Source organism: Pseudomonas sp. H3_A02 (assembly GCF_054671965.1).
In genome coordinates, this window is the sequence record NZ_CP162807.1 from 729,942 (window position 1) to 748,594 (window position 18,653).

The 18,653-nt window shown below is 62.4% G+C and carries 15 protein-coding genes and 1 pseudogene; 13 read left to right on the plus strand and 3 right to left on the minus strand.

The features are described 5' to 3' along the window. The first annotated feature begins 68 nt into the window (after positions 1-68). The 10 genes from AB4N80_RS03050 (at position 69) to AB4N80_RS03095 (ending at position 13,341) form a co-directional block, all read left to right on the plus strand. Positions 69-2,288 (plus strand): primosomal protein N', encoded by a 2,220-nt coding sequence (locus AB4N80_RS03050; RefSeq protein WP_122565296.1) that lies wholly within the window; start codon positions 69-71, stop codon positions 2,286-2,288. A gap of 264 nt (positions 2,289-2,552) precedes the next feature. Beyond that, positions 2,553-4,289 carry an arginine--tRNA ligase gene (gene argS, locus AB4N80_RS03055; RefSeq protein WP_122565295.1) on the plus strand — a complete coding sequence of 579 codons (1,737 nt, stop codon included), beginning with the start codon at positions 2,553-2,555 and terminating at the stop codon, positions 4,287-4,289. Between the two features lies 1 nt (position 4,290). Next, positions 4,291-4,995: an SPOR domain-containing protein gene (locus AB4N80_RS03060; RefSeq protein ID WP_030140998.1), complete on the plus strand. Its 705-nt coding sequence runs from the start codon at positions 4,291-4,293 to the stop codon at positions 4,993-4,995. A 300-nt stretch (positions 4,996-5,295) separates the two neighbouring features. Next, positions 5,296-5,826 (plus strand): ATP-dependent protease subunit HslV, encoded by a 531-nt coding sequence (gene hslV, locus AB4N80_RS03065; RefSeq protein WP_003196958.1) that lies wholly within the window; start codon positions 5,296-5,298, stop codon positions 5,824-5,826. A 50-nt stretch (positions 5,827-5,876) separates the two neighbouring features. Next, positions 5,877-7,214 carry an ATP-dependent protease ATPase subunit HslU gene (hslU, locus tag AB4N80_RS03070; RefSeq protein ID WP_053117636.1) on the plus strand — a complete coding sequence of 446 codons (1,338 nt, stop codon included), beginning with the start codon at positions 5,877-5,879 and terminating at the stop codon, positions 7,212-7,214. 197 nt (positions 7,215-7,411) lie between these two features. After that, positions 7,412-7,789 carry a gamma-butyrobetaine hydroxylase family protein gene (locus tag AB4N80_RS03075; protein WP_122565294.1) on the plus strand — a complete coding sequence of 126 codons (378 nt, stop codon included), beginning with the start codon at positions 7,412-7,414 and terminating at the stop codon, positions 7,787-7,789. Between the two features lie 278 nt (positions 7,790-8,067). Next, positions 8,068-9,747 carry a class II poly(R)-hydroxyalkanoic acid synthase gene (gene phaC, locus AB4N80_RS03080; protein ID WP_122565293.1) on the plus strand — a complete coding sequence of 560 codons (1,680 nt, stop codon included), beginning with the start codon at positions 8,068-8,070 and terminating at the stop codon, positions 9,745-9,747. A 260-nt stretch (positions 9,748-10,007) separates the two neighbouring features. Continuing rightward, entirely contained in the window at positions 10,008-10,865 is an 858-nt protein-coding gene (phaZ, locus tag AB4N80_RS03085; protein WP_003186648.1) for a poly(3-hydroxyalkanoate) depolymerase, read from the plus strand. Positions 10,866-10,977: 112 nt separating this feature from the next. Continuing rightward, entirely contained in the window at positions 10,978-12,660 is a 1,683-nt protein-coding gene (gene phaC, locus AB4N80_RS03090) for a class II poly(R)-hydroxyalkanoic acid synthase (RefSeq protein WP_122565291.1), read from the plus strand. A gap of 60 nt (positions 12,661-12,720) precedes the next feature. Beyond that, entirely contained in the window at positions 12,721-13,341 is a 621-nt protein-coding gene (locus AB4N80_RS03095; protein ID WP_122565290.1) for a TetR/AcrR family transcriptional regulator, read from the plus strand. A gap of 208 nt (positions 13,342-13,549) precedes the next feature. Here the strand turns inward: AB4N80_RS03095 and AB4N80_RS03100 are convergent, their stop codons facing one another. The 3 genes from AB4N80_RS03100 to AB4N80_RS03110 form a co-directional block, all read right to left on the minus strand. Further along, positions 13,550-14,482, minus strand: coding sequence for a phasin family protein (locus AB4N80_RS03100; protein WP_122565289.1), 933 nt, complete (start codon positions 14,480-14,482; stop codon positions 13,550-13,552). 10 nt (positions 14,483-14,492) lie between these two features. Then, positions 14,493-14,915: a phasin family protein gene (locus AB4N80_RS03105; RefSeq protein ID WP_122565288.1), complete on the minus strand. Its 423-nt coding sequence runs from the start codon at positions 14,913-14,915 to the stop codon at positions 14,493-14,495. A 271-nt stretch (positions 14,916-15,186) separates the two neighbouring features. Further along, complete coding sequence (locus AB4N80_RS03110; protein WP_092175253.1) at positions 15,187-15,462, minus strand: polyhydroxyalkanoic acid system family protein; 276 nt, start codon at positions 15,460-15,462, stop codon at positions 15,187-15,189. Positions 15,463-15,617: 155 nt separating this feature from the next. On the opposite strand from AB4N80_RS03110, the gene ubiE reads away from it, so the two are divergent. The 3 genes and pseudogenes from ubiE to ubiB all read left to right on the plus strand — a co-directional run bounded on the left by ubiE (position 15,618) and on the right by ubiB (position 18,613). Beyond that, a complete protein-coding gene (gene ubiE, locus AB4N80_RS03115) occupies positions 15,618-16,388 on the plus strand; it encodes a bifunctional demethylmenaquinone methyltransferase/2-methoxy-6-polyprenyl-1,4-benzoquinol methylase UbiE (RefSeq protein ID WP_003196937.1) in 771 nt (256 codons plus the stop codon). Continuing rightward, positions 16,388-17,012: pseudogene (locus AB4N80_RS03120) on the plus strand (ubiquinone biosynthesis accessory factor UbiJ). The gene ubiE and the pseudogene AB4N80_RS03120 overlap by 1 nt, the downstream one beginning before the upstream one ends. Further along, the gene (gene ubiB / locus AB4N80_RS03125; RefSeq protein ID WP_122565285.1) at positions 17,009-18,613 is read left to right on the plus strand and encodes a ubiquinone biosynthesis regulatory protein kinase UbiB; all 1,605 of its coding nucleotides are present in this window, start codon (positions 17,009-17,011) and stop codon (positions 18,611-18,613) included. Before AB4N80_RS03120 ends, ubiB begins: the two are co-directional and overlap by 4 nt. Positions 18,614-18,653: the final 40 nt, after the last annotated feature.

Here is an 18,653-nt window from a genome sequence, read left to right on the forward strand (position 1 = left end):
AGCAAGCTCGCTCCCACATTGAATCGCGCTAAGCCTTGCGAATTTGTCCGCCTACCGAGATCCCCCGCGTGCCCGACGCCATTCTGCGCCTCGCCCTGCCTTCGCCCCTGCGCCGCCTGTTCGACTACCGCGCCCCGGCCGGGGTCCTGCGCGCCCAGTTGCAGCCGGGCATGCGCCTGCGGGTACCGTTCGGCCGGCGGGAAATGATCGGCATCCTGGTGGAGGTCACCGATCACAGCGAGGTCCCGGCCGACAAGCTCAAGCCAGCCCTGGCCCTGCTCGATGCCACGCCGCCGCTACCTGCATCGCTGTTCAAGTTGTGCCTGTGGACGTCCCAGTATTACCAGCACAGCCTCGGCGACACCCTGAGCTGGGCGCTGCCGGTGTTGCTGCGCCAGGGTGAGCTGGCCGAGGCGCGCCAGGAGCGATTCTGGTCGGTGGCGCCCGGGGCCTCGCTGGACGATCCACGCATCGCCCGCGCCACGCGCCAGCGCGAAGCCTTGGCGACCCTGGCCCAACATCCCCATGGCGTGGCTCATCAACTGCTGAGCAAACTGATGCTCAGCAAGGACAGCCTCGATCTGTTGCTGGCCAAGAACCTGGTCCAGGTGGAGGTCCGCCGGCACGCCCCCGGCGCCCGCCATGAACATTGGCTGGCCCAGCCGGAACTGCCGCTCAACGCCGAACAGCGGGCCGCTTGCGAAGCGATTCGTGCAGGTTTCGACAGTTATCACGCCTTTCTGCTGGCGGGCGTCACCGGCAGCGGCAAGACCGAGGTCTACCTGCAACTGATCCGCCAGACCCTGGAGGCCGGCAAGCAGGCCTTGGTGCTGATTCCGGAAATCAACCTCGGCCCGCAGACCCTGGCGCGTTTCGAGCAACGCTTCAATGCGCGGATCGCCCTGGTGCACTCGGCGGTCAACGACCGCGAACGCCTGGAAGCCTGGCTGGCCGCCCGCGACGGTGAGGCCGACATCATCATCGGCACCCGCTCGGCGCTGTTCACGCCGATGAAAAACCCCGGCCTGATCATCATCGACGAAGAGCACGACGGCTCCTATAAACAGCAGGAAGGCCTGCGCTATCACGCCCGCGACCTGGCGCTGGTGCGCGCCCGCCAGGAAAACATCCCGATCGTCCTCGGCTCGGCGACGCCCTCGCTGGAAAGCTTGCACAACGCCTACACCGGTCGCTACGGCCTGCTACGCCTCAACGAACGGGCCGGCGGCGCCAAGCAACCGCGCTTCCTGCGCCTGGACGTGAAAAGTCGACCACTGGACAGCGGTATTTCCGGGCCGATGCAGCAAGCCATCGGCCAGACCCTGGCCGCCGGGCAACAGGTCCTGGTGTTCCTCAATCGCCGGGGGTTTGCCCCGACCCTGCTGTGTCACGACTGTGGCTGGATGTCTGGGTGTGAGCGCTGCGATGCGCGGATGACCGTGCATCAACGCCATGGCGAGCTGCGTTGCCACCATTGCGGCCACGCCGAACGCGTGCCAAGGCATTGCCCGCAGTGCGGCAAAGTGGACTTGCGCCCGGTCGGTGCCGGCACCGAGCGCGCTGAGGAACGGCTGGGTATCCTGTTCCCCGATTACCCGGTACTGCGGGTGGATCGCGACAGCACCTCGCGCAAGGACGCGATGAATCAGCTGTTCGCGACGATCCAGAAGGGCCAGCCGTGCATATTGGTGGGCACGCAGATGCTCGCCAAGGGGCATCACTTCCCGCGAGTCACGCTGGTGTCGATCCTCGACGCCGATGGTGGGTTGTTCTCCGGCGACTTCCGCGCCAGCGAGCGCATGGCGCAGTTGATTGTCCAGGTCGCAGGCCGGGCCGGGCGGGCCGAGGAGCCGGGCAAAGTGATTATCCAGACGCACTTGGCCGATCACCCGCTGTTGATCCAATTGACCGAGCAGGGTTATTTCGCCTTCGCCGAACAAGCCTTGAGCGAACGCCGCAGCGCCGGCCTGCCGCCCTTTGCTCACCTGGCGCTGTTGCGGGCCGAAGCCCACAAGCCGGGGCAAGCCGAAGGTTTCCTCGATGAGGCCTGCAGCGAGGCCGAGCGTTTGCTGGCAGAGCAGAGCCTTACCGGCATCGAACTATTGGGCCCGGTGCCAGCTCCGATGGAGCGGCGGGCCGGGCGCTACCGGGCGCAGCTTCTATTGCAGGCCAACGCCCGGGCGCCGCTGCATCGACTGCTGAGTGCCTGGCTGCTGGTGCTGGAACAGATGCCCAGCGGGCGGGCGGTGCGCTGGTCGCTGGATGTGGATCCGGTGGATTTGTATTGAATGGACCACATGCCCGCCCCCTGTGGGAGCGAGCTTGCTCGCGATAGCGACGGCACAGCCGACATCACCGTGACTGACCCACCGCTAATCGCGAGCAAGCCCGCTCCCACAGGGGATCGCGCACATCCAGGCCACCAAGAATAATCACCACACATCCCCAACCGACCCGCTACAGTTGGCAAGCTCGCCCGCGCCACGGATAATGCCCAGTTTTTCCACCAGCGCATCGAAGCGCCGCCGCGCCTGCGGTTGAAAGAGAAGACCATGAAAGACACCATTCGCCAGCTCATCCAGCAAGCCATCACCCAACTCGTCACTGAAGGTGTGCTGCCAGAAGGCCTGTCGCCGGCGATTCAGGTCGAGAACACCCGCGACAAGACCCACGGCGACTTCGCCAGCAACATCGCGATGATGCTCGCCAAGCCGGCCGGCATGAAACCTCGCGACCTGGCGGAGAAAATCATCGCCGCGCTGCCGGCCGACGAGAATGTCAGCAAAGCCGACATTGCCGGCCCCGGGTTCATCAATTTCTTCCAGAACACCCAGGCCCTGGCTTCGCGCCTGGACGCAGCCCTGGCCGACGAGCGCATTGGCGTGCGCAAGGCCGGCCCGTTGCAGCGCACCGTGGTCGACCTATCGGCCCCCAACCTCGCCAAGGAAATGCACGTCGGCCACCTGCGCTCGACCATCATCGGCGACGGCGTGGCCCGGGTCCTGGAGTTTCTTGGCGACACCGTTATCCGCCAGAACCACGTTGGCGACTGGGGCACCCAGTTCGGCATGTTGATGGCCTATCTGCAGGAAAACCCGATTACCAGCGATGAGCTGTCGGACCTGGAGAATTTCTACCGCGCCGCCAAGCAACGCTTCGACGAGTCCCCCGAGTTCGCCGACCGCGCCCGTGGCCTGGTGGTCAAGCTGCAGGCCGGCGATGCCGAGTGCCTGGCGCTGTGGAGCAAGTTCAAGGACATCTCCCTGTCCCACTGCCAGAAAATCTACGAGCTGCTGAATGTCAAATTGACCATGGCCGACGTGATGGGCGAAAGCGCCTACAACGATGACCTGGCCAACGTGGTCAACGACCTCAGGGCCAAGGGCATGCTGGTGGAAAGCAACGGCGCCCAGTGCGTGTTCCTCGACCAGTTCAAGACCGCCGATGGCGAGCCGCTGCCGGTGATCATCGTCAAAGCCGACGGCGGCTACCTCTACGCCACCACCGACCTGGCGGCCGTGCGCTACCGCAACAGCGTGCTCAAGGCCGATCGAGTGCTGTACTTCGTCGACCAGCGCCAGGCCCTGCACTTCCAGCAAGTGTTCGAAGTGGCGCGCCTGGCCGGCTTCGTGACCCGCCCGATGGAAATGGAGCACATGGGCTTCGGCACCATGAACGGCGCCGACGGCCGCCCGTTCAAGACCCGCGACGGCGGCACGGTGAAGCTGATCGACCTGCTGACCGAAGCCCAGGATCGCGCCTACACCCTGGTCAAGGGCAAGAACCCGGACCTGGCCGAGGACGAACTGCGCAAGATCGCCAAGGTCGTGGGCATCGACGCGGTGAAATACGCCGACCTGTCCAAGCACCGCACCAGCGACTACAGCTTCAACTTCGACCTGATGCTCAACTTCGAAGGCAACACCGCGCCGTACCTGCTGTACGCCTACACCCGCGTGGCCGGAGTATTCCGCAAGCTCGGCAAGAGCTTCAGCGAAGTGGACGGCCAGATCGTCCTTGAAGCAGCTCAGGAACAGGAGCTGGCGGCGAAACTGGCGCAGTTCGGCGAGGTCCTGAACAACGTCGCCGACAAGGGCACGCCACACACCTTGTGCGCTTACCTGTACGATGTGGCCGGCCTGTTCTCCAGCTTCTACGAGAACTGTCCGATCCTCAGCGCACCGACCCCAGAGCAAATGCAGAGCCGCCTGCGCCTCGCCGCGCTGACCGGGCGCACGCTCAAGCAAGGCCTGGAACTGCTGGGCCTGGAAACCCTGGAGCGCATGTAAGTTGGCCGCCAAGAAAAAACCTGCACCCAAGCGCGGCGCCAGTCGTTACCAGCCTCCAGCCAAAAAACCGATTCCAGGTTGGTTGTGGATGGCCATCGGCCTGACCGTCGGCGCGTTCATTGTGTTCTTGATGAAGCTGGAGCCGGGCCAGGGCGATGACGTCAAGCGCGTCCGGCAAGAGCAGCAGAAAGCCACGCGTATCGCCGAGGCCAACAAGACCCCGCCGAGCCCGACGCAACCGGTGAAGCCGAAGTACGACTTCTACACGTTGCTGCCGGAATCGGAAGTCATCGTGCCGCCCGATGCCGTGCCGGAGAAAACCCTGCCGACGCCGCAAGTGCCACAGGTGCCCACCACGCCGGTGACCCCGGCCGAAGCGGCGAAGATCGACACCGCTCGCGCCCAGGCGGCCCTGGCCGGCATCACGCCGCCACCGGCCCCACCGGTGCAGAAAGCCGCACCGGTGACGAAGTTCTTCCTGCAGGCCGGCTCGTTCCGCAAGGAAGCCGACGCCGACAAGGTCCGCGCACAGATCATTCTGCTGGGCCAGTCCGTGTCCGTGGAGTCCGGGACGGTGAAGGACGAAACCTGGTACCGGGTACTGGTCGGCCCGTTCAGCAACCGCGAGGAACTGACCAAGGCCCAGAAACAATTGGCGGGCAGTGGTTTCAGCAACCTGTTGTTACAACAACGCCAGAGCCGCTGATCCAGGCGACACGTCCCCCCCTTGTGGCGAGGGGATTTATCCCCGCTGGGGCGCGAAGCGGCCCTAAAAACCTGCCGCCTCGGTGTGTCAGGGCCGAATACATCAAGCTTTTGGGGCTGCTGCGCAGCCCAGCGGGGATAAATCCCCTCACCACAGTAAGCTCCCCTCGCCACAAAAGCCTCTGCCAAAAAAGGCGGCGGACCGCTCATCCCCTCTGCGCCCCCGCAGTTGAAAAACCCCACGCCACCCCCATATGAGTTCCATCCGGGCATTTTCGCCCCGCTGCGTGGAGACTCTCCCTTGACCACCATCGTTTCAGTCCGCCGTCATGGCAAAGTCGTCATGGGCGGCGACGGCCAGGTTTCACTGGGCAACACCGTGATGAAAGGCAACGCGAAAAAAGTCCGTCGCCTATATCACGGCGAGGTCATCGCCGGTTTCGCCGGGGCCACCGCCGACGCCTTCACGCTGTTCGAACGTTTCGAAGGCCAGCTTGAAAAACATCAGGGCCACCTGGTCCGTGCCGCCGTGGAGCTGGCCAAGGAATGGCGCACCGACCGTTCCCTGAGCCGCCTCGAAGCCATGCTCGCGGTCGCTAACAAGGACGCCTCGCTGATCATCACCGGCAACGGCGACGTCGTTGAGCCCGAAGATGGCTTGATCGCCATGGGTTCCGGCGGCGCCTACGCCCAGGCCGCGGCCAGCGCCCTGCTGAAAAAAACCGACCTGTCGGCCCGTGAGATCGTCGAGACTGCCTTGGGCATCGCCGGCGACATCTGCGTCTTCACCAACCACACCCAGACCATTGAGGAGCAGGACCTCGCCGAATAAGCCTGCCACCCGCGCACCGGCTCATTCTTGCTTGAGGACCGCCAATTATTATGTCCATGACTCCCCGCGAAATCGTCCACGAACTCAACCGCCATATCATCGGCCAGGACGATGCCAAGCGCGCCGTCGCCATCGCCCTGCGTAACCGCTGGCGCCGGATGCAGCTGCCCGAAGAGCTGCGCGTCGAAGTGACCCCCAAGAACATCCTGATGATCGGCCCGACCGGTGTCGGCAAGACCGAAATCGCCCGGCGCCTGGCCAAGCTCGCCAATGCGCCGTTCATCAAGGTCGAAGCCACCAAATTCACCGAAGTCGGCTATGTCGGTCGCGACGTCGAGTCGATCATCCGTGACCTGGCCGACGCCGCGATCAAGTTGCTGCGCGAACAGGAAATCACCAAGGTCCGCCACCGTGCCGAAGACGCCGCCGAAGAGCGCATCCTCGACGCCTTGCTGCCACCGGCGCGCATGGGCTTCAACGCCGACGCCGCCGCGACCCAGGATTCCAACACCCGCCAGCTGTTCCGCAAGCGCCTGCGCGAAGGCCAGCTGGACGACAAGGAAATCGAGATCGAAGTGGCCGAAATGGCCGGCGTCGACATTTCCGCGCCGCCGGGCATGGAAGAAATGACCAACCAGTTGCAGAGCCTGTTCGCCAACATGGGCAAGGGCAAAAAGAAAAGCCGCAAGCTCAAGGTCAAGGAAGCGCTGAAGCTGGTGCGCGATGAAGAAGCCGGCCGCCTGGTCAACGAAGAAGAATTGAAAGCCAAGGCGCTGGAAGCGGTCGAGCAGCATGGCATCGTGTTCATCGACGAAATCGACAAGGTCGCCAAGCGCGGCAATGTCGGCGGTGCCGATGTGTCCCGCGAAGGTGTACAACGCGACCTGCTGCCGCTGATCGAAGGCTGCACGGTCAACACCAAGCTGGGCATGGTCAAGACCGACCACATTCTGTTCATTGCTTCCGGTGCCTTCCACCTGAGCAAACCGAGCGACCTGGTGCCGGAGCTGCAGGGTCGCCTGCCGATCCGCGTCGAACTCAAGGCGCTGACGCCAGAAGACTTCGAACGCATCCTGAGCGAGCCCCATGCGTCCCTGACCGAACAGTATTGCGCGCTGCTCAAGACCGAAGGCCTGAGCATCGAGTTCACGCCAGAAGGCATCAAGCGCCTGGCCCAGATCGCCTGGCAGGTCAACGAGAAGACCGAGAACATCGGCGCCCGTCGCCTGCACACGTTGCTCGAACGCTTGCTCGAGGAAGTGTCGTTCAGCGCCGGCGACCTGGCCAGCGCCCACAACGAAGCGCCGATCCTCATCGACGCCGAGTACGTCAACAGCCACCTGGGTGAATTGGCGCAGAACGAAGACCTGTCGCGGTATATCCTGTAAGTAGCAATTACAGGCGAACGCAGACCTGTGGGGGCGGGCTGTGTGGGAGCAAGGCTTGCTCGCGATCCAGGCGCTGCGATCCTCAAGAGACCGCGGCGTTTTCATCGCGGGCAAGCCTTGCTCCCACACAGCCCGCTCCCACATTTGACTGTGTCGCTCTATAGATCAAGGCTCCCTTCAGAGACGGATCACAGGCCATGACCAAACTCCCCACCGCCATCAACCTGCACAAAGCCTCCAAGACCCTGACGCTCAAATACGCGCCGGACGAGGAGTACCACCTGCCCGCCGAATTCCTGCGGGTGCATTCGCCTTCCGCCGAGGTCCAGGGCCATGGCAAACCTATCCTGCAATACGGCAAGCTCAACGTCGGCCTGACCAAGGTCGAGCCGGCCGGCCAGTACGCACTGAAACTGACCTTCGACGACGGCCACGACAGCGGATTGTTCACCTGGGACTATCTCTACCAGTTAGCGGTGCGCCAACAAGACCTGTGGAACGATTATCTCGGCGAGCTCAAGGCCGCCGGAAAAACCCGCGATCCGGACGCGTCCGTCGTCAAGCTGATGCTCTAACTCAAGGGCTGGCGCTTTAGGGCGATTTTTCTAGACTCATCTGCTTGAATGCCCGCGCAGCAACGTCAATGACTGGCCTGCTTGCGAAAAAAATTAAACTCGGGTAACCAATGGAGCTGGCAAGTTCCCTGCAAAGGAACCGGCGAGTTCCTGGCATACGTTTCCTCATTGGCCCTCGATGCGGAATTAATGGTCACCCGAGCAGCGTACCTGGTATCGGCTGTGTGGCTTCATGGCACCCACCGGGTACTCGTCTGAAGGACAATGGAGCGTCGTAGATGAGCAACAAGAACAACGATGACCTGAAGTACCAGGCCTCGGAAAATACCCTGGGGTTGAATCCCGTCGTCGGCTTGCGCAGGAAAGACCTGTTGGCCTCTGCCCGCATGGTGCTGACCCAGGCCATCAAGCAACCGCTGCACAGCGTCAAGCATGTCGCCCATTTCGGCGTCGAACTCAAGAATGTCCTGTTCGGCAAATCCGAGCTGCAACCGGCCGGCGACGACCGTCGCTTCGTCGACCCGGCCTGGAGCCAGAACCCGCTCTACAAACGCTACCTGCAAACCTACCTGGCGTGGCGCAAGGAGCTGCACGCCTGGATCGACGACAGCAGCCTCTCGCCCGCAGACATCAGCCGCGGGCATTTCGTGATCAACCTGATGACCGAAGCCATGGCCCCGACCAACTCGGCGGCCAACCCGGCGGCGGTCAAGCGCTTCTTCGAAACCGGCGGCAAGAGCCTGCTGGACGGTCTGTCCCACCTGGCCAAGGACCTGGTGCACAACGGCGGGATGCCGAGCCAGGTGAACATGGGCGCGTTCGAGGTCGGCAAGAGCCTGGGCGTGACCGAAGGCGCCGTGGTGTTTCGCAACGACGTACTGGAGCTGATCCAGTACCGGCCCATCACCGAGCAGGTCCACGAGCGACCGCTGCTGGTGGTGCCGCCACAGATCAACAAGTTCTACGTATTCGACCTGAGCCCGGACAAGAGCCTGGCGCGCTTCTGCCTGCGCAGCAACGTGCAGACCTTCATCGTCAGTTGGCGCAACCCCACCAAGGAACAGCGCGAGTGGGGCCTTTCGACCTACATCGAGGCGCTCAAGGAAGCGGTGGATGTGGTCACGGCCATCACCGGCAGCAAGGACGTGAACATGCTGGGCGCCTGCTCGGGCGGCATCACCTGCACCGCGCTGCTGGGCCATTACGCCGCCCTCGGCGAGAAAAAGGTCAATGCCCTGACCTTGCTGGTGAGCGTACTCGACACCACCCTGGACACCGACGTGGCGCTGTTCGTCGACGAGCAGACCCTGGAAGCGGCCAAGCGTCACTCCTACCAGGCCGGCGTACTCGAAGGCCGCGACATGGCCAAGGTCTTCGCCTGGATGCGCCCCAACGACCTGATCTGGAACTACTGGGTCAACAATTACCTGCTGGGCAACGAGCCGCCCGTGTTCGACATCCTGTTCTGGAACAACGACACCACGCGGCTGCCGGCGGCGTTCCACGGCGATCTCATCGAGATGTTCAAAAACAACCCGTTGATCCGCCCCAATGCACTGGAAGTGTGCGGCACGCCCATCGACCTCAAGCAAGTCACCGCCGACATCTTTTCCCTGGCGGGCACCAACGACCACATCACACCTTGGAAGTCCTGCTACAAGTCGGCACAGCTGTTCGGTGGAAAAGTGGAATTCGTGCTGTCGAGCAGCGGTCATATCCAAAGCATCCTCAACCCGCCTGGCAACCCCAAGTCGCGCTACATGACCGGCGAGGACATGCCGGCCAAGGCCGAGGACTGGCAGGAAAACTCCACCAAGCACACCGACTCCTGGTGGCTACACTGGCAAGCCTGGCAGGCCGAGCGCTCGGGCAAACTGAAAAAAGCCCCTACTGTGCTGGGCAACAAGGCCTACCCGGCCGGTGAAGCGGCGCCCGGCACCTATGTGCATGAGCGGTAAGGGATGCAACTCGTCTGCTGCGGGAGTGGGCTTGCTCACGAATACATCCCGCCAGCCGACACTGAATGCAAGGCCCACAGCGCTGGCGAACATAAAACTCATGTTCACGGCAGATCCCCTGTGGGAGCGAGCTTGCTCGCGATGACGGTGTGTCAGCCAACATTGATATTGGATGTATCGCCGTCATCGCGAGCGAGCTCGCTCCCACAAGGGATCGGGGAAAAATGAAAGACAGCGACCCAACCCACAGGGCTTGAAGCATGCCGCAACCGTACATCTTCCGTACCGTCGACCTGGATGGCCAGACCTTGCGCACCGCGGTACGTCCCGGCAAGCCTCACTTGACGCCCCTGCTGATTTTCAACGGCATCGGCGCCAACCTCGAGCTGGTATTCCCGTTCATCCAGGCCTTGGACCCGGACCTGGAAGTCATCGCCTTTGACGTGCCCGGCGTCGGCGGTTCATCGACGCCCAACCGACCGTATCGCTTTCCGGGCCTGGCCAAACTCACCGCGCGGATGCTCGACTACCTCGACTACGGTCAGGTCAACGTGATCGGCGTGTCTTGGGGCGGCGCCCTGGCCCAGCAATTCGCCTACGATTACCCGGAGCGCTGCAAGAAGTTGGTACTGGCGGCCACGGCGGCCGGGGCAGTGATGGTACCGGGCAAACCGAAGGTGCTGTGGATGATGGCCAGCCCCCGGCGCTACGTTCAGCCTTCCCATGTGATGCGTATCGCACCGCTGATCTACGGCGGCTCGTTCCGCCGCGACCCGAGCCTGGCGGCCAGCCACGCGGCCAAGGTGCGTTCGGCGGGCAAGCTCGGTTATTACTGGCAACTGTTCGCCGGCCTCGGCTGGACCAGCATCCACTGGCTGCACAAGATCCACCAACCGACCCTGGTGCTGGCCGGCGATGACGACCCGCTGATTCCACTGATCAACATGCGCATGCTGGCTTGGCGCATTCCCAACGCCCAATTGCACATTATCGATGACGGCCACCTGTTCCTGATCACCAGGGCCGAGGCGGTGGCGCCGATCATCATGAAGTTTCTGGAGGAAGAACGTCAGCGTGCCGTGATGCATCCGCATCCCTCGCCGTTGGGCGGCGGCTGAAACCGCCCATTCGCGCCTGGCAGGACGCCGGATTGCGCAGCGACCCGAAACAGCGACTATGTTGTCTGGTTCGGTGTGTTTGTTTTTAGCCTGATGACGAAGGAGTTGACTCATGCGCGACAAACCGGCGAAGGGTTCCATGCCCGCCCCTGCCAGCTTCATCAACGCACAAAGTGCGGTCACTGGCCTACGTGGCAGGGACCTGCTGTCCACCTTGCGCAGTGTGGCCGCACACGGCTTGCGCAACCCGGTGCACAGTGCCCGGCATGCATTGAAACTGGGCGGTCAATTGGGCCGTGTGCTGCTGGGCGAGACCCTGCACCCCACCAACCCCAACGACTCGCGTTTCGCCGACCCCACCTGGCAGCTCAATCCGTTCTACCGCCGCAGCCTGCAGGCCTATCTGAGCTGGCAAAAACAGGTCAAGAGCTGGATTGACGAAAGCGACATGGGTCAGGATGACCGCGCCCGCGCCCACTTCGCCTTCGCCCTGCTCAACGACGCCGTAGCGCCGTCCAATACCTTGCTCAACCCGCTGGCGGTCAAGGAGCTGTTCAACTCCGGCGGCTCCAGCCTGGTTCGAGGCATCAGCCACCTGGTGGACGACCTGCTGCACAACGACGGCTTGCCGCGCCAAACCACGCCCCATGCCTTTGAAGTTGGCAAGACCCTGGCGACCACGCCCGGCGCGGTGGTGTTTCGCAACGAATTGCTCGAACTGATCCAGTACCGGCCCATGAGCGAAAAGCAGTACGCCAAGCCATTGCTGATCGTGCCGCCACAGATCAACAAGTTCTATATTTTCGACCTCAGCCCCTCCAACAGCTTTGTCCAGTACGCCCTGAAAAACGGTTTGCAGGTGTTCATCATCAGTTGGCGCAACCCTGACGTACGCCACCGCGAGTGGGGCCTGTCCAGCTATGTCGAGGCTACGGAAGAGGCCATGAACGTCTGCCGGGCGATCACCGGCGCACGGGAGGTCAACCTGATGGGCGCCTGCGCCGGTGGCATGACCATCGCCGCCCTGCAAGGCCACCTGCAAGCCAAGCGTCAACTGCGCCGGGTCGCCAGTGCCACGTACCTGGTAAGCCTGCTGGACAGCCAGATCGACAGCCAGGCCACGTTGTTCATCGACGAGCAGACCCTGGAAGCCGCCAAGCGCCGCTCCTACCAGAAGGGCATCCTCGATGGTCGCGACATGGCCCGAGTGTTCGCCTGGATGCGTCCCAACGACCTGATCTGGACCTATTTCATCAACAACTACCTGCTGGGCAAGGAACCGCCGGCCTTCGACATCCTCTACTGGAACAACGACTGCACCCGGCTGCCGGCGGCTTACCACGGCGATCTGCTGGACTTCTTCAAGCACAACCCACTGACCCACCCCGGCGGCCTGGAAGTGTGCGGCACACCCATCGACCTGCAGAAAGTGACGGTGGACAGCTTCAGCGTGGCCGGCATCAACGACCACATCACGCCCTGGGACGCGGTCTATCGCTCGACGCTGTTGCTCGGTGGCGACAAACGCTTCGTACTTTCCAACAGCGGCCATGTCCAGAGCATTCTCAACCCGCCGGGCAACCCCAAGGCCAACTACATCGAAAGCGCAAAAATGAGCAGCGACCCCCGGGCCTGGTACCACGATGCCACGCACGTCGAAGGGAGTTGGTGGACGCAATGGCTGGGCTGGATCCAGGAACGCTCCGGCGCCCAGCACGAAACCCAGATGACCTTGGGCAACGCCAACTACCCGCCTCTGGACGCCGCCCCCGGCACCTATGTTCGCGTGCGCTGAAGGCCCTATTCCACGGCCAGGCGCTTGGCCGTGACACGACTTGACCATTAAGAAGACCGGATGAAAACCCGCGACCGCATCCTTGAATGTGCCCTGCAATTATTCAACGAAAAGGGCGAACCGAACGTCTCCACCATGGAAGTTGCCAATGAAATGGGCATCAGCCCGGGCAACCTCTACTACCACTTTCATGGCAAGGAACCGCTGATCCTCGGGTTGTTCGAGCGCTTCCAGAACGAACTGGCACCGCTGCTCGACCCACCGGCGGACGCGCAGTTGGCGCCGGAAGACTACTGGCTGTTCCTGCATTTGATCGTCGAGCGCCTGGCCCAGTACCGGTTTCTGTTCCAGGACCTGTCGAACCTGGCCGGACGCCTGCCGAAGCTGGCCAAGGGCATCCGTCAATTGCTCAATGCCCTGAAGCGAACCCTCGCCTCACTGCTGGCGCAGCTCAAGGCCCAGGATTTGCTGGTCAGCGATACCCAGGCCCTGGGGCAACTGGTGGAGCAGATCACCATGACCTTGCTGTTCTCCCTGGACTACCAGCGCATCCTCGACCGCGAGGGTGAGGTTCGACTGGTGGTCTACCAGATCATGATGCTGGTGGCCCCGCACCTGCCACCCGCGACCAAGGTGGCGACCGAACGATTGGCGCTGCGATACCTGGAAGAACACGACTAACCGCCGACAGTGGCAGATCCATTGTGGGAGCGAGCTTTAGTGGGAGCAAGGCTTGCTCGCGATCCAGGCGCTACGGTCCTCAAGCGACCGCGGCGTTTTCATCGCGGGCAAGCCTTGCTCCCACAAAGCTCGCTCCCACAGGTTGACCTGCGTACAAACAAAAACGCCCGACCTTCACAGGCCGGGCGTTTTTGCATGTCCCGCAGAATCAGGACTGGGTGGTAGGCGTCGATGGAGCCTGCGCCGGTGCTGGAGTGGCGACCGCCGTTGGAGCGGCGGCGGAGTTCGCCGTGCTCGCCGGGGTTGCCGGTTTGGCGGCCGCGGTGGGTGCGGTGGACGCCTTCGGTGCGGCAGCTTTTGGCGCGGCCGGTTTTTTCACGGCAGGCTTTTTCGCCGCAGCGGGTTTGGCCGCCGCTTTTGCCGCAGGCTTGGCTGCAGGCTTAGCGGCTGGTTTGGCCGCAGGTTTAGCCGCAGCGGGTTTAGCTGCAGCCGTCTTGGCCGCTGGCTTGGCAGCCGGTTTGGCGGCGGGCTTGGCTGCTGCTTTCGCCGCTACCGGTTTAGCCGCCGCCTTGGCAGCAGGTTTGGCCGCTGCGGTTTTAGCCGCCGGCTTGGCCGCTGCTTTCGCCGCAGGTTTGGCGGCGGGTTTTGCCGCAGCCTTGACCAGTGGCTTGGCTGCCGTTTTAGCGGCCGGCTTGGCCGCCGCCGTCTTGGTCGCCACGGGTGCGACTTTGGCGCCGGTGAGTTTTTCGATCTGCTTGGTCAGGGTGTCGACCTTGCTGTGCAGCGCCTTGACTTCATTGCGGCTCGGCACGCCCAGGCGCGAGATCGCGCTGTTCAGGCGCTTGTCGAAAGCCCCTTCCAGCTCGTCCCATTTACCCAGGGCACGATCCTTCACGCCGCCGATGCGCGACTTGGCGGAATCGACGGTTTCCTTGGTGGCATCGACTTGTTTGCCGACTGCCGTCTTGGTGAGTTTTTCGGCCTTTTCGCCGTCCTTAACCAGGGACTCGAAGAGCTTGCTGCCGTCAGTGTCGATCTTCGAGTACACGCCTAAACCAGCAAGCCAGATTTTGCGGGAATATTTTTCAATCTTCCCGGCCCACGAGCTGCCCTCTTTTTCTGTGATTTTTTTGCCAGCCATCCCGTTCTCCTTAATGTTTACGCGCGACACGTTCGAGCAATGCTGTCAGCTCATCGAGCTTAGCAGAGAGTGTCTCAACGTCATGTTTAGACGGAATGCCGATACGATTCAAGGCACTTGCAACACGGGCATCGAATACCTTCTCGACTTTATCGAGTTGTACTTCAACCCGGGCCTTGAAAGTATTGACGTCGGTCTTGGCTTCAATCAATTCGCTGTTGGCCGCTTCAAGTTTCCCGGCAATTTTCTTTTTGCCTTTGGTTTCAATAACTTCGCCCGCTTTTACCAACTCCTGGAAGTATCCGCTGCCTTCCTGGCCGACCTTCGTGTAGGCGCCCAGGCCCGCCAGCCAGATCTTGCGCGCGTACGTTTTCACGTCGCTGAGCGTGGAAGATTCAACGTCGGTTTTTTTCTTCAGAATAACTTTGGCCATGGTGCACCTCACTCGAAAAAAGGTTTGAGGAACTGCCCGCACATGGACGGGCTCAGGCACAAAGTAGTGACAATAATTAGAAACGGCACCCTAACAACTGACACAAAACCTGAAGGCGATGACTTCCCTTGTGGGAGCGAGCTTGCTCGCGATGGCGGAGTGTCAGCCAACCTTGATGCGACTGAAACAATGCAATCGCGAGCAAGCTCGCTCCCACAGTTGGATAGGTGGTGAACTTGAGTCATGTAATCCCACCCACCCTTCCGGTCGATCAGGCCAGCGCCTTATCCAGCGCCTTTTCGATTTCCGTCTTTATCGTGCCGCTCATGGCCGACATCAACATGCCCAGTTCCACGTCGACGCGGATCGAATCCTCGCCCACATGCACTTCGCCCTTGACCCCGGAACGCTTGAGCTTCAGGGTATCGCCCACCCACTGCGGCTCCAGGCCATAGCTGTCGGACAGCTTCTGCGCCAGCTTGTCGGCTTTCTCTCGCGCCACTTCCTTGCCCAGGCCATGGGCACGCTCAACAGTTATACGGGCCATCGGGTGACTCCTGTTTTATCGGGACTTGCCTGAACGTTTCAGACCCTGGCTGCGTCAAAACGTCCCGGCGGTAGCCCATCTTACCTTCAGCCTTGCCAAGACAAAGCCCTCCACCGGGATTAGAATGTCCCGCATTCTTTTTTGGTGACCGCGATATGACTGATCAGCGCAAAGGCAGCGATGCCGAACCCACCACTCACTTCGGCTTCAAGAACGTGCCGGAAAGCCAGAAAGCGGAAAAAGTCGCTGAGGTTTTCCACTCCGTAGCCGCCAAGTACGACTTGATGAACGACCTGCTCTCGGGCGGCATGCACCGGCTGTGGAAGCGTTTCGCGATCGAGCTGTCGGGCGTGCGCAGCGGCAATCGCGTGCTGGACATCGCCGGCGGCACGGGCGACCTGACGAAGAAGTTTTCCCACATCGTCGGGCCGACCGGCCAGGTGGTGCTGGCCGACATCAACGAATCCATGCTCAAGGTCGGCCGCGACCGCCTGCTGGACCTGGGTGTGGCCGGCAATGTCGAGTTCGTCCAGGCCGACGCTGAAAAACTGCCGTTCCCCGACAACCATTTCGACTGCGTGACCATCGCCTTCGGTCTGCGCAACGTCACCCACAAGGAAGACGCCCTGCGTTCGATGCTGCGGGTGCTCAAGCCCGGCGGCCGCCTGCTGGTGCTGGAGTTCTCCAAGCCGACCAACGCGCTGATGTCCAAGGCCTATGACGCCTACTCGTTCGCCTTCATGCCGCTGATGGGCAAGCTGATCACCAACGACTCGGAAAGCTATCGCTACCTGGCCGAATCGATCCGCATGCACCCGAACCAGGAAACCCTGAAGTCGATGATGGTCGAGGCCGGTTTCGACCGCGTGACCTACCACAACATGACCGCCGGTATCGTCGCCCTGCATCGCGGTATCAAACCCTGATGTTGCTCACCGGCCTGCTCGCCAGCGTCGAACTCGGCCTCAACCGGGTATTGCGCCTGGACAGCACGGCGCTCGCGCGCCTGGCGCACTTGAGCGGCAAGGTGATCGCCGTCGACTGCCGCAGCCCGGCGTTGCAGTTGTTCATTCTGCCCAGCGACGAAGGCCTGATGCTCGCCGCCCACTGGGAAGCCGAAGCGGATTGCACGCTGCGCGCTCCGGCGTCGAGCCTGGTGAACCTGGCCCTGGGCAAGGACAAGAGCGCGGTACTGCACAGCCCCGACGTGGAGCTCGATGGCGACAGCGGCGTGCTGCTGGAGCTGGCGGCGATTCTCCAGAACCTGGAACTGGACTGGGAATACGAAGTGTCCCGCTGGATCGGTCCGGTGGCGACCCAGTTGCTCAGCGGCCATTTGCGCAGCCGCCGCCACTGGTATCGCCAGGGCTTCGTCAGCCTGGGACAGAATCTGAATGAATACCTGGCCGAAGAATCGCGTACCCTCGTAGGCCAACGCGAGGCCCAGGCCCGTTTTGATGAACTGGACCAGGTCAAACTTGACCTGGAACGTCTCGAGGCGCGTTTCGAGCGCCTTTCCCGATCCCTTGAAACCAAGCGATAACGCATGAAGCTGCTTGCCGTCCGCCGTTTGTTGCGCATCCAGCGCGTCGTGATCCGCTACCGCCTCGATGACCTGCTGTTCGCCCTGCCGCTGCCGTGGTTTCTCCTGGCGCTGCGCTTCGTGCTGCCGTGGCGTTGGTTCCCTCGACGAACCCTGGACCTGCCGCGTGGCGCGCGCCTGCGCCTGGCCTTGCAGGACCTGGGGCCGATCTTCATCAAGTTCGGGCAGATACTCTCGACCCGTCGCGACCTGTTGCCCGAAGACATTGCCGATGAACTGATGCTGTTGCAAGACCGCGTGCCACCGTTCGATTCCAAGCTGTCGGTGGCGCTGATCGAGGAACAACTGGGCAAAAAGATCAGCGAAGTCTTCAGCCGCTTCGACGTCGAGCCCCTGGCCTCGGCCTCCGTGGCCCAGGTTCACGCCGCGCAACTCAAGAGCGGCGAAGAGGTGGTGGTCAAGGTCATTCGCCCGGGCCTCAAGCCCATCATCGCCCAGGACCTGGCGTGGCTGTTCATCCTCGCCCGCGCCGCCGAACGGTTGTCGGCCGATGCCCGTCTGCTGCACCCGGTAGACGTGGTCCAGGACTACGAAAAAACCATCTACGACGAACTCGACCTGCTGCGCGAGGCCGCCAACGCCAGCCAGCTGCGTCGCAACTTCGAAGGCTCGCCGCTGCTCTATGTGCCGCAAGTCTATTGGGACTGGTGCCGGCCGAAAGTGTTGGTGATGGAGCGCATCTACGGCATCCAGGTCACCGACCTGGCGACCCTGGCCGACCAGCGCACCGACATGAAACTGCTGGCCGAGCGCGGCGTGGAAATCTTTTTCACCCAGGTGTTTCGCGACAGCTTCTTCCACGCCGACATGCACCCGGGGAATATCTTTGTCAGCACCGTGCAGCCTTGGAGTCCGCAATACATCGCCATCGATTGCGGTATCGTCGGCAGCCTGACCCCCGAAGACCAGGACTACCTGGCCCGCAACCTGTTCGCCTTCTTCAAGCGTGACTACCGCCGTGTCGCCCAACTGCACATCGATTCGGGCTGGGTGCCGGCCGAGACCAAGCTCAACGAATTCGAAGCGGCGATCCGTACCGTGTGCGAACCGATCTTCGAAAAACCGTTAAAAGATATTTCCTTCGGCCAGGTGCTGATGCGCCTGTTCCAGACCGCGCGACGCTTCAACATGGAGGTTCAGCCCCAGTTGGTGCTGTTGCAGAAAACCCTGTTGAACATCGAAGGCCTCGGCCGTCAGTTGTACCCGGACCTGGACCTGTGGAACACCGCCCAACCGTTCCTCGAACGCTGGATGCGCGAGCGCGTCAGCCCCAAAACCTTGCTGGGCAACGTGCAGAGCCAATTCGAGCAGATCCCGCACCTGGCCAACATGACCCGCGACCTGCTCGAACGCATGTCCCAACCCCACGCCCATGACCCGGCACCGCCGTGGCACCGACGCAAGGATGACTGGTTCCTGCGCTTGCTCGGCGCCGCTCACCTGGGAGGCGGCGCCATGCTGGCGGCTGGTGGACCGTTGAGCGATTTGGGCCATTGGCCCGCCGCAATCATGGTGATCGTTGGTTTGTATCTGGTCGTTCGCCGATAGCCAGCACCGGCTCGCGCTGGCACACTGTTTCAACGCTGGG

Coding starts and splice junctions, on each gene's coding strand:
- AB4N80_RS03100 (WP_122565289.1), bottom strand. CDS start 14,482: ATGGCTGGCAAAAAAATCACAGAAAAAGAGGGCAGCTCGTGGGCCGGG.
- ubiB (WP_122565285.1), top strand. CDS start 17,009: ATGAAGCTGCTTGCCGTCCGCCGTTTGTTGCGCATCCAGCGCGTCGTG.
- argS (WP_122565295.1), top strand. CDS start 2,553: ATGAAAGACACCATTCGCCAGCTCATCCAGCAAGCCATCACCCAACTC.
- ubiE (WP_003196937.1), top strand. CDS start 15,618: ATGACTGATCAGCGCAAAGGCAGCGATGCCGAACCCACCACTCACTTC.
- AB4N80_RS03075 (WP_122565294.1), top strand. CDS start 7,412: ATGACCAAACTCCCCACCGCCATCAACCTGCACAAAGCCTCCAAGACC.
- phaZ (WP_003186648.1), top strand. CDS start 10,008: ATGCCGCAACCGTACATCTTCCGTACCGTCGACCTGGATGGCCAGACC.
- hslU (WP_053117636.1), top strand. CDS start 5,877: ATGTCCATGACTCCCCGCGAAATCGTCCACGAACTCAACCGCCATATC.
- AB4N80_RS03105 (WP_122565288.1), bottom strand. CDS start 14,915: ATGGCCAAAGTTATTCTGAAGAAAAAAACCGACGTTGAATCTTCCACG.
- phaC (WP_122565293.1), top strand. CDS start 8,068: ATGAGCAACAAGAACAACGATGACCTGAAGTACCAGGCCTCGGAAAAT.
- AB4N80_RS03110 (WP_092175253.1), bottom strand. CDS start 15,462: ATGGCCCGTATAACTGTTGAGCGTGCCCATGGCCTGGGCAAGGAAGTG.
- phaC (WP_122565291.1), top strand. CDS start 10,978: ATGCGCGACAAACCGGCGAAGGGTTCCATGCCCGCCCCTGCCAGCTTC.
- AB4N80_RS03095 (WP_122565290.1), top strand. CDS start 12,721: ATGAAAACCCGCGACCGCATCCTTGAATGTGCCCTGCAATTATTCAAC.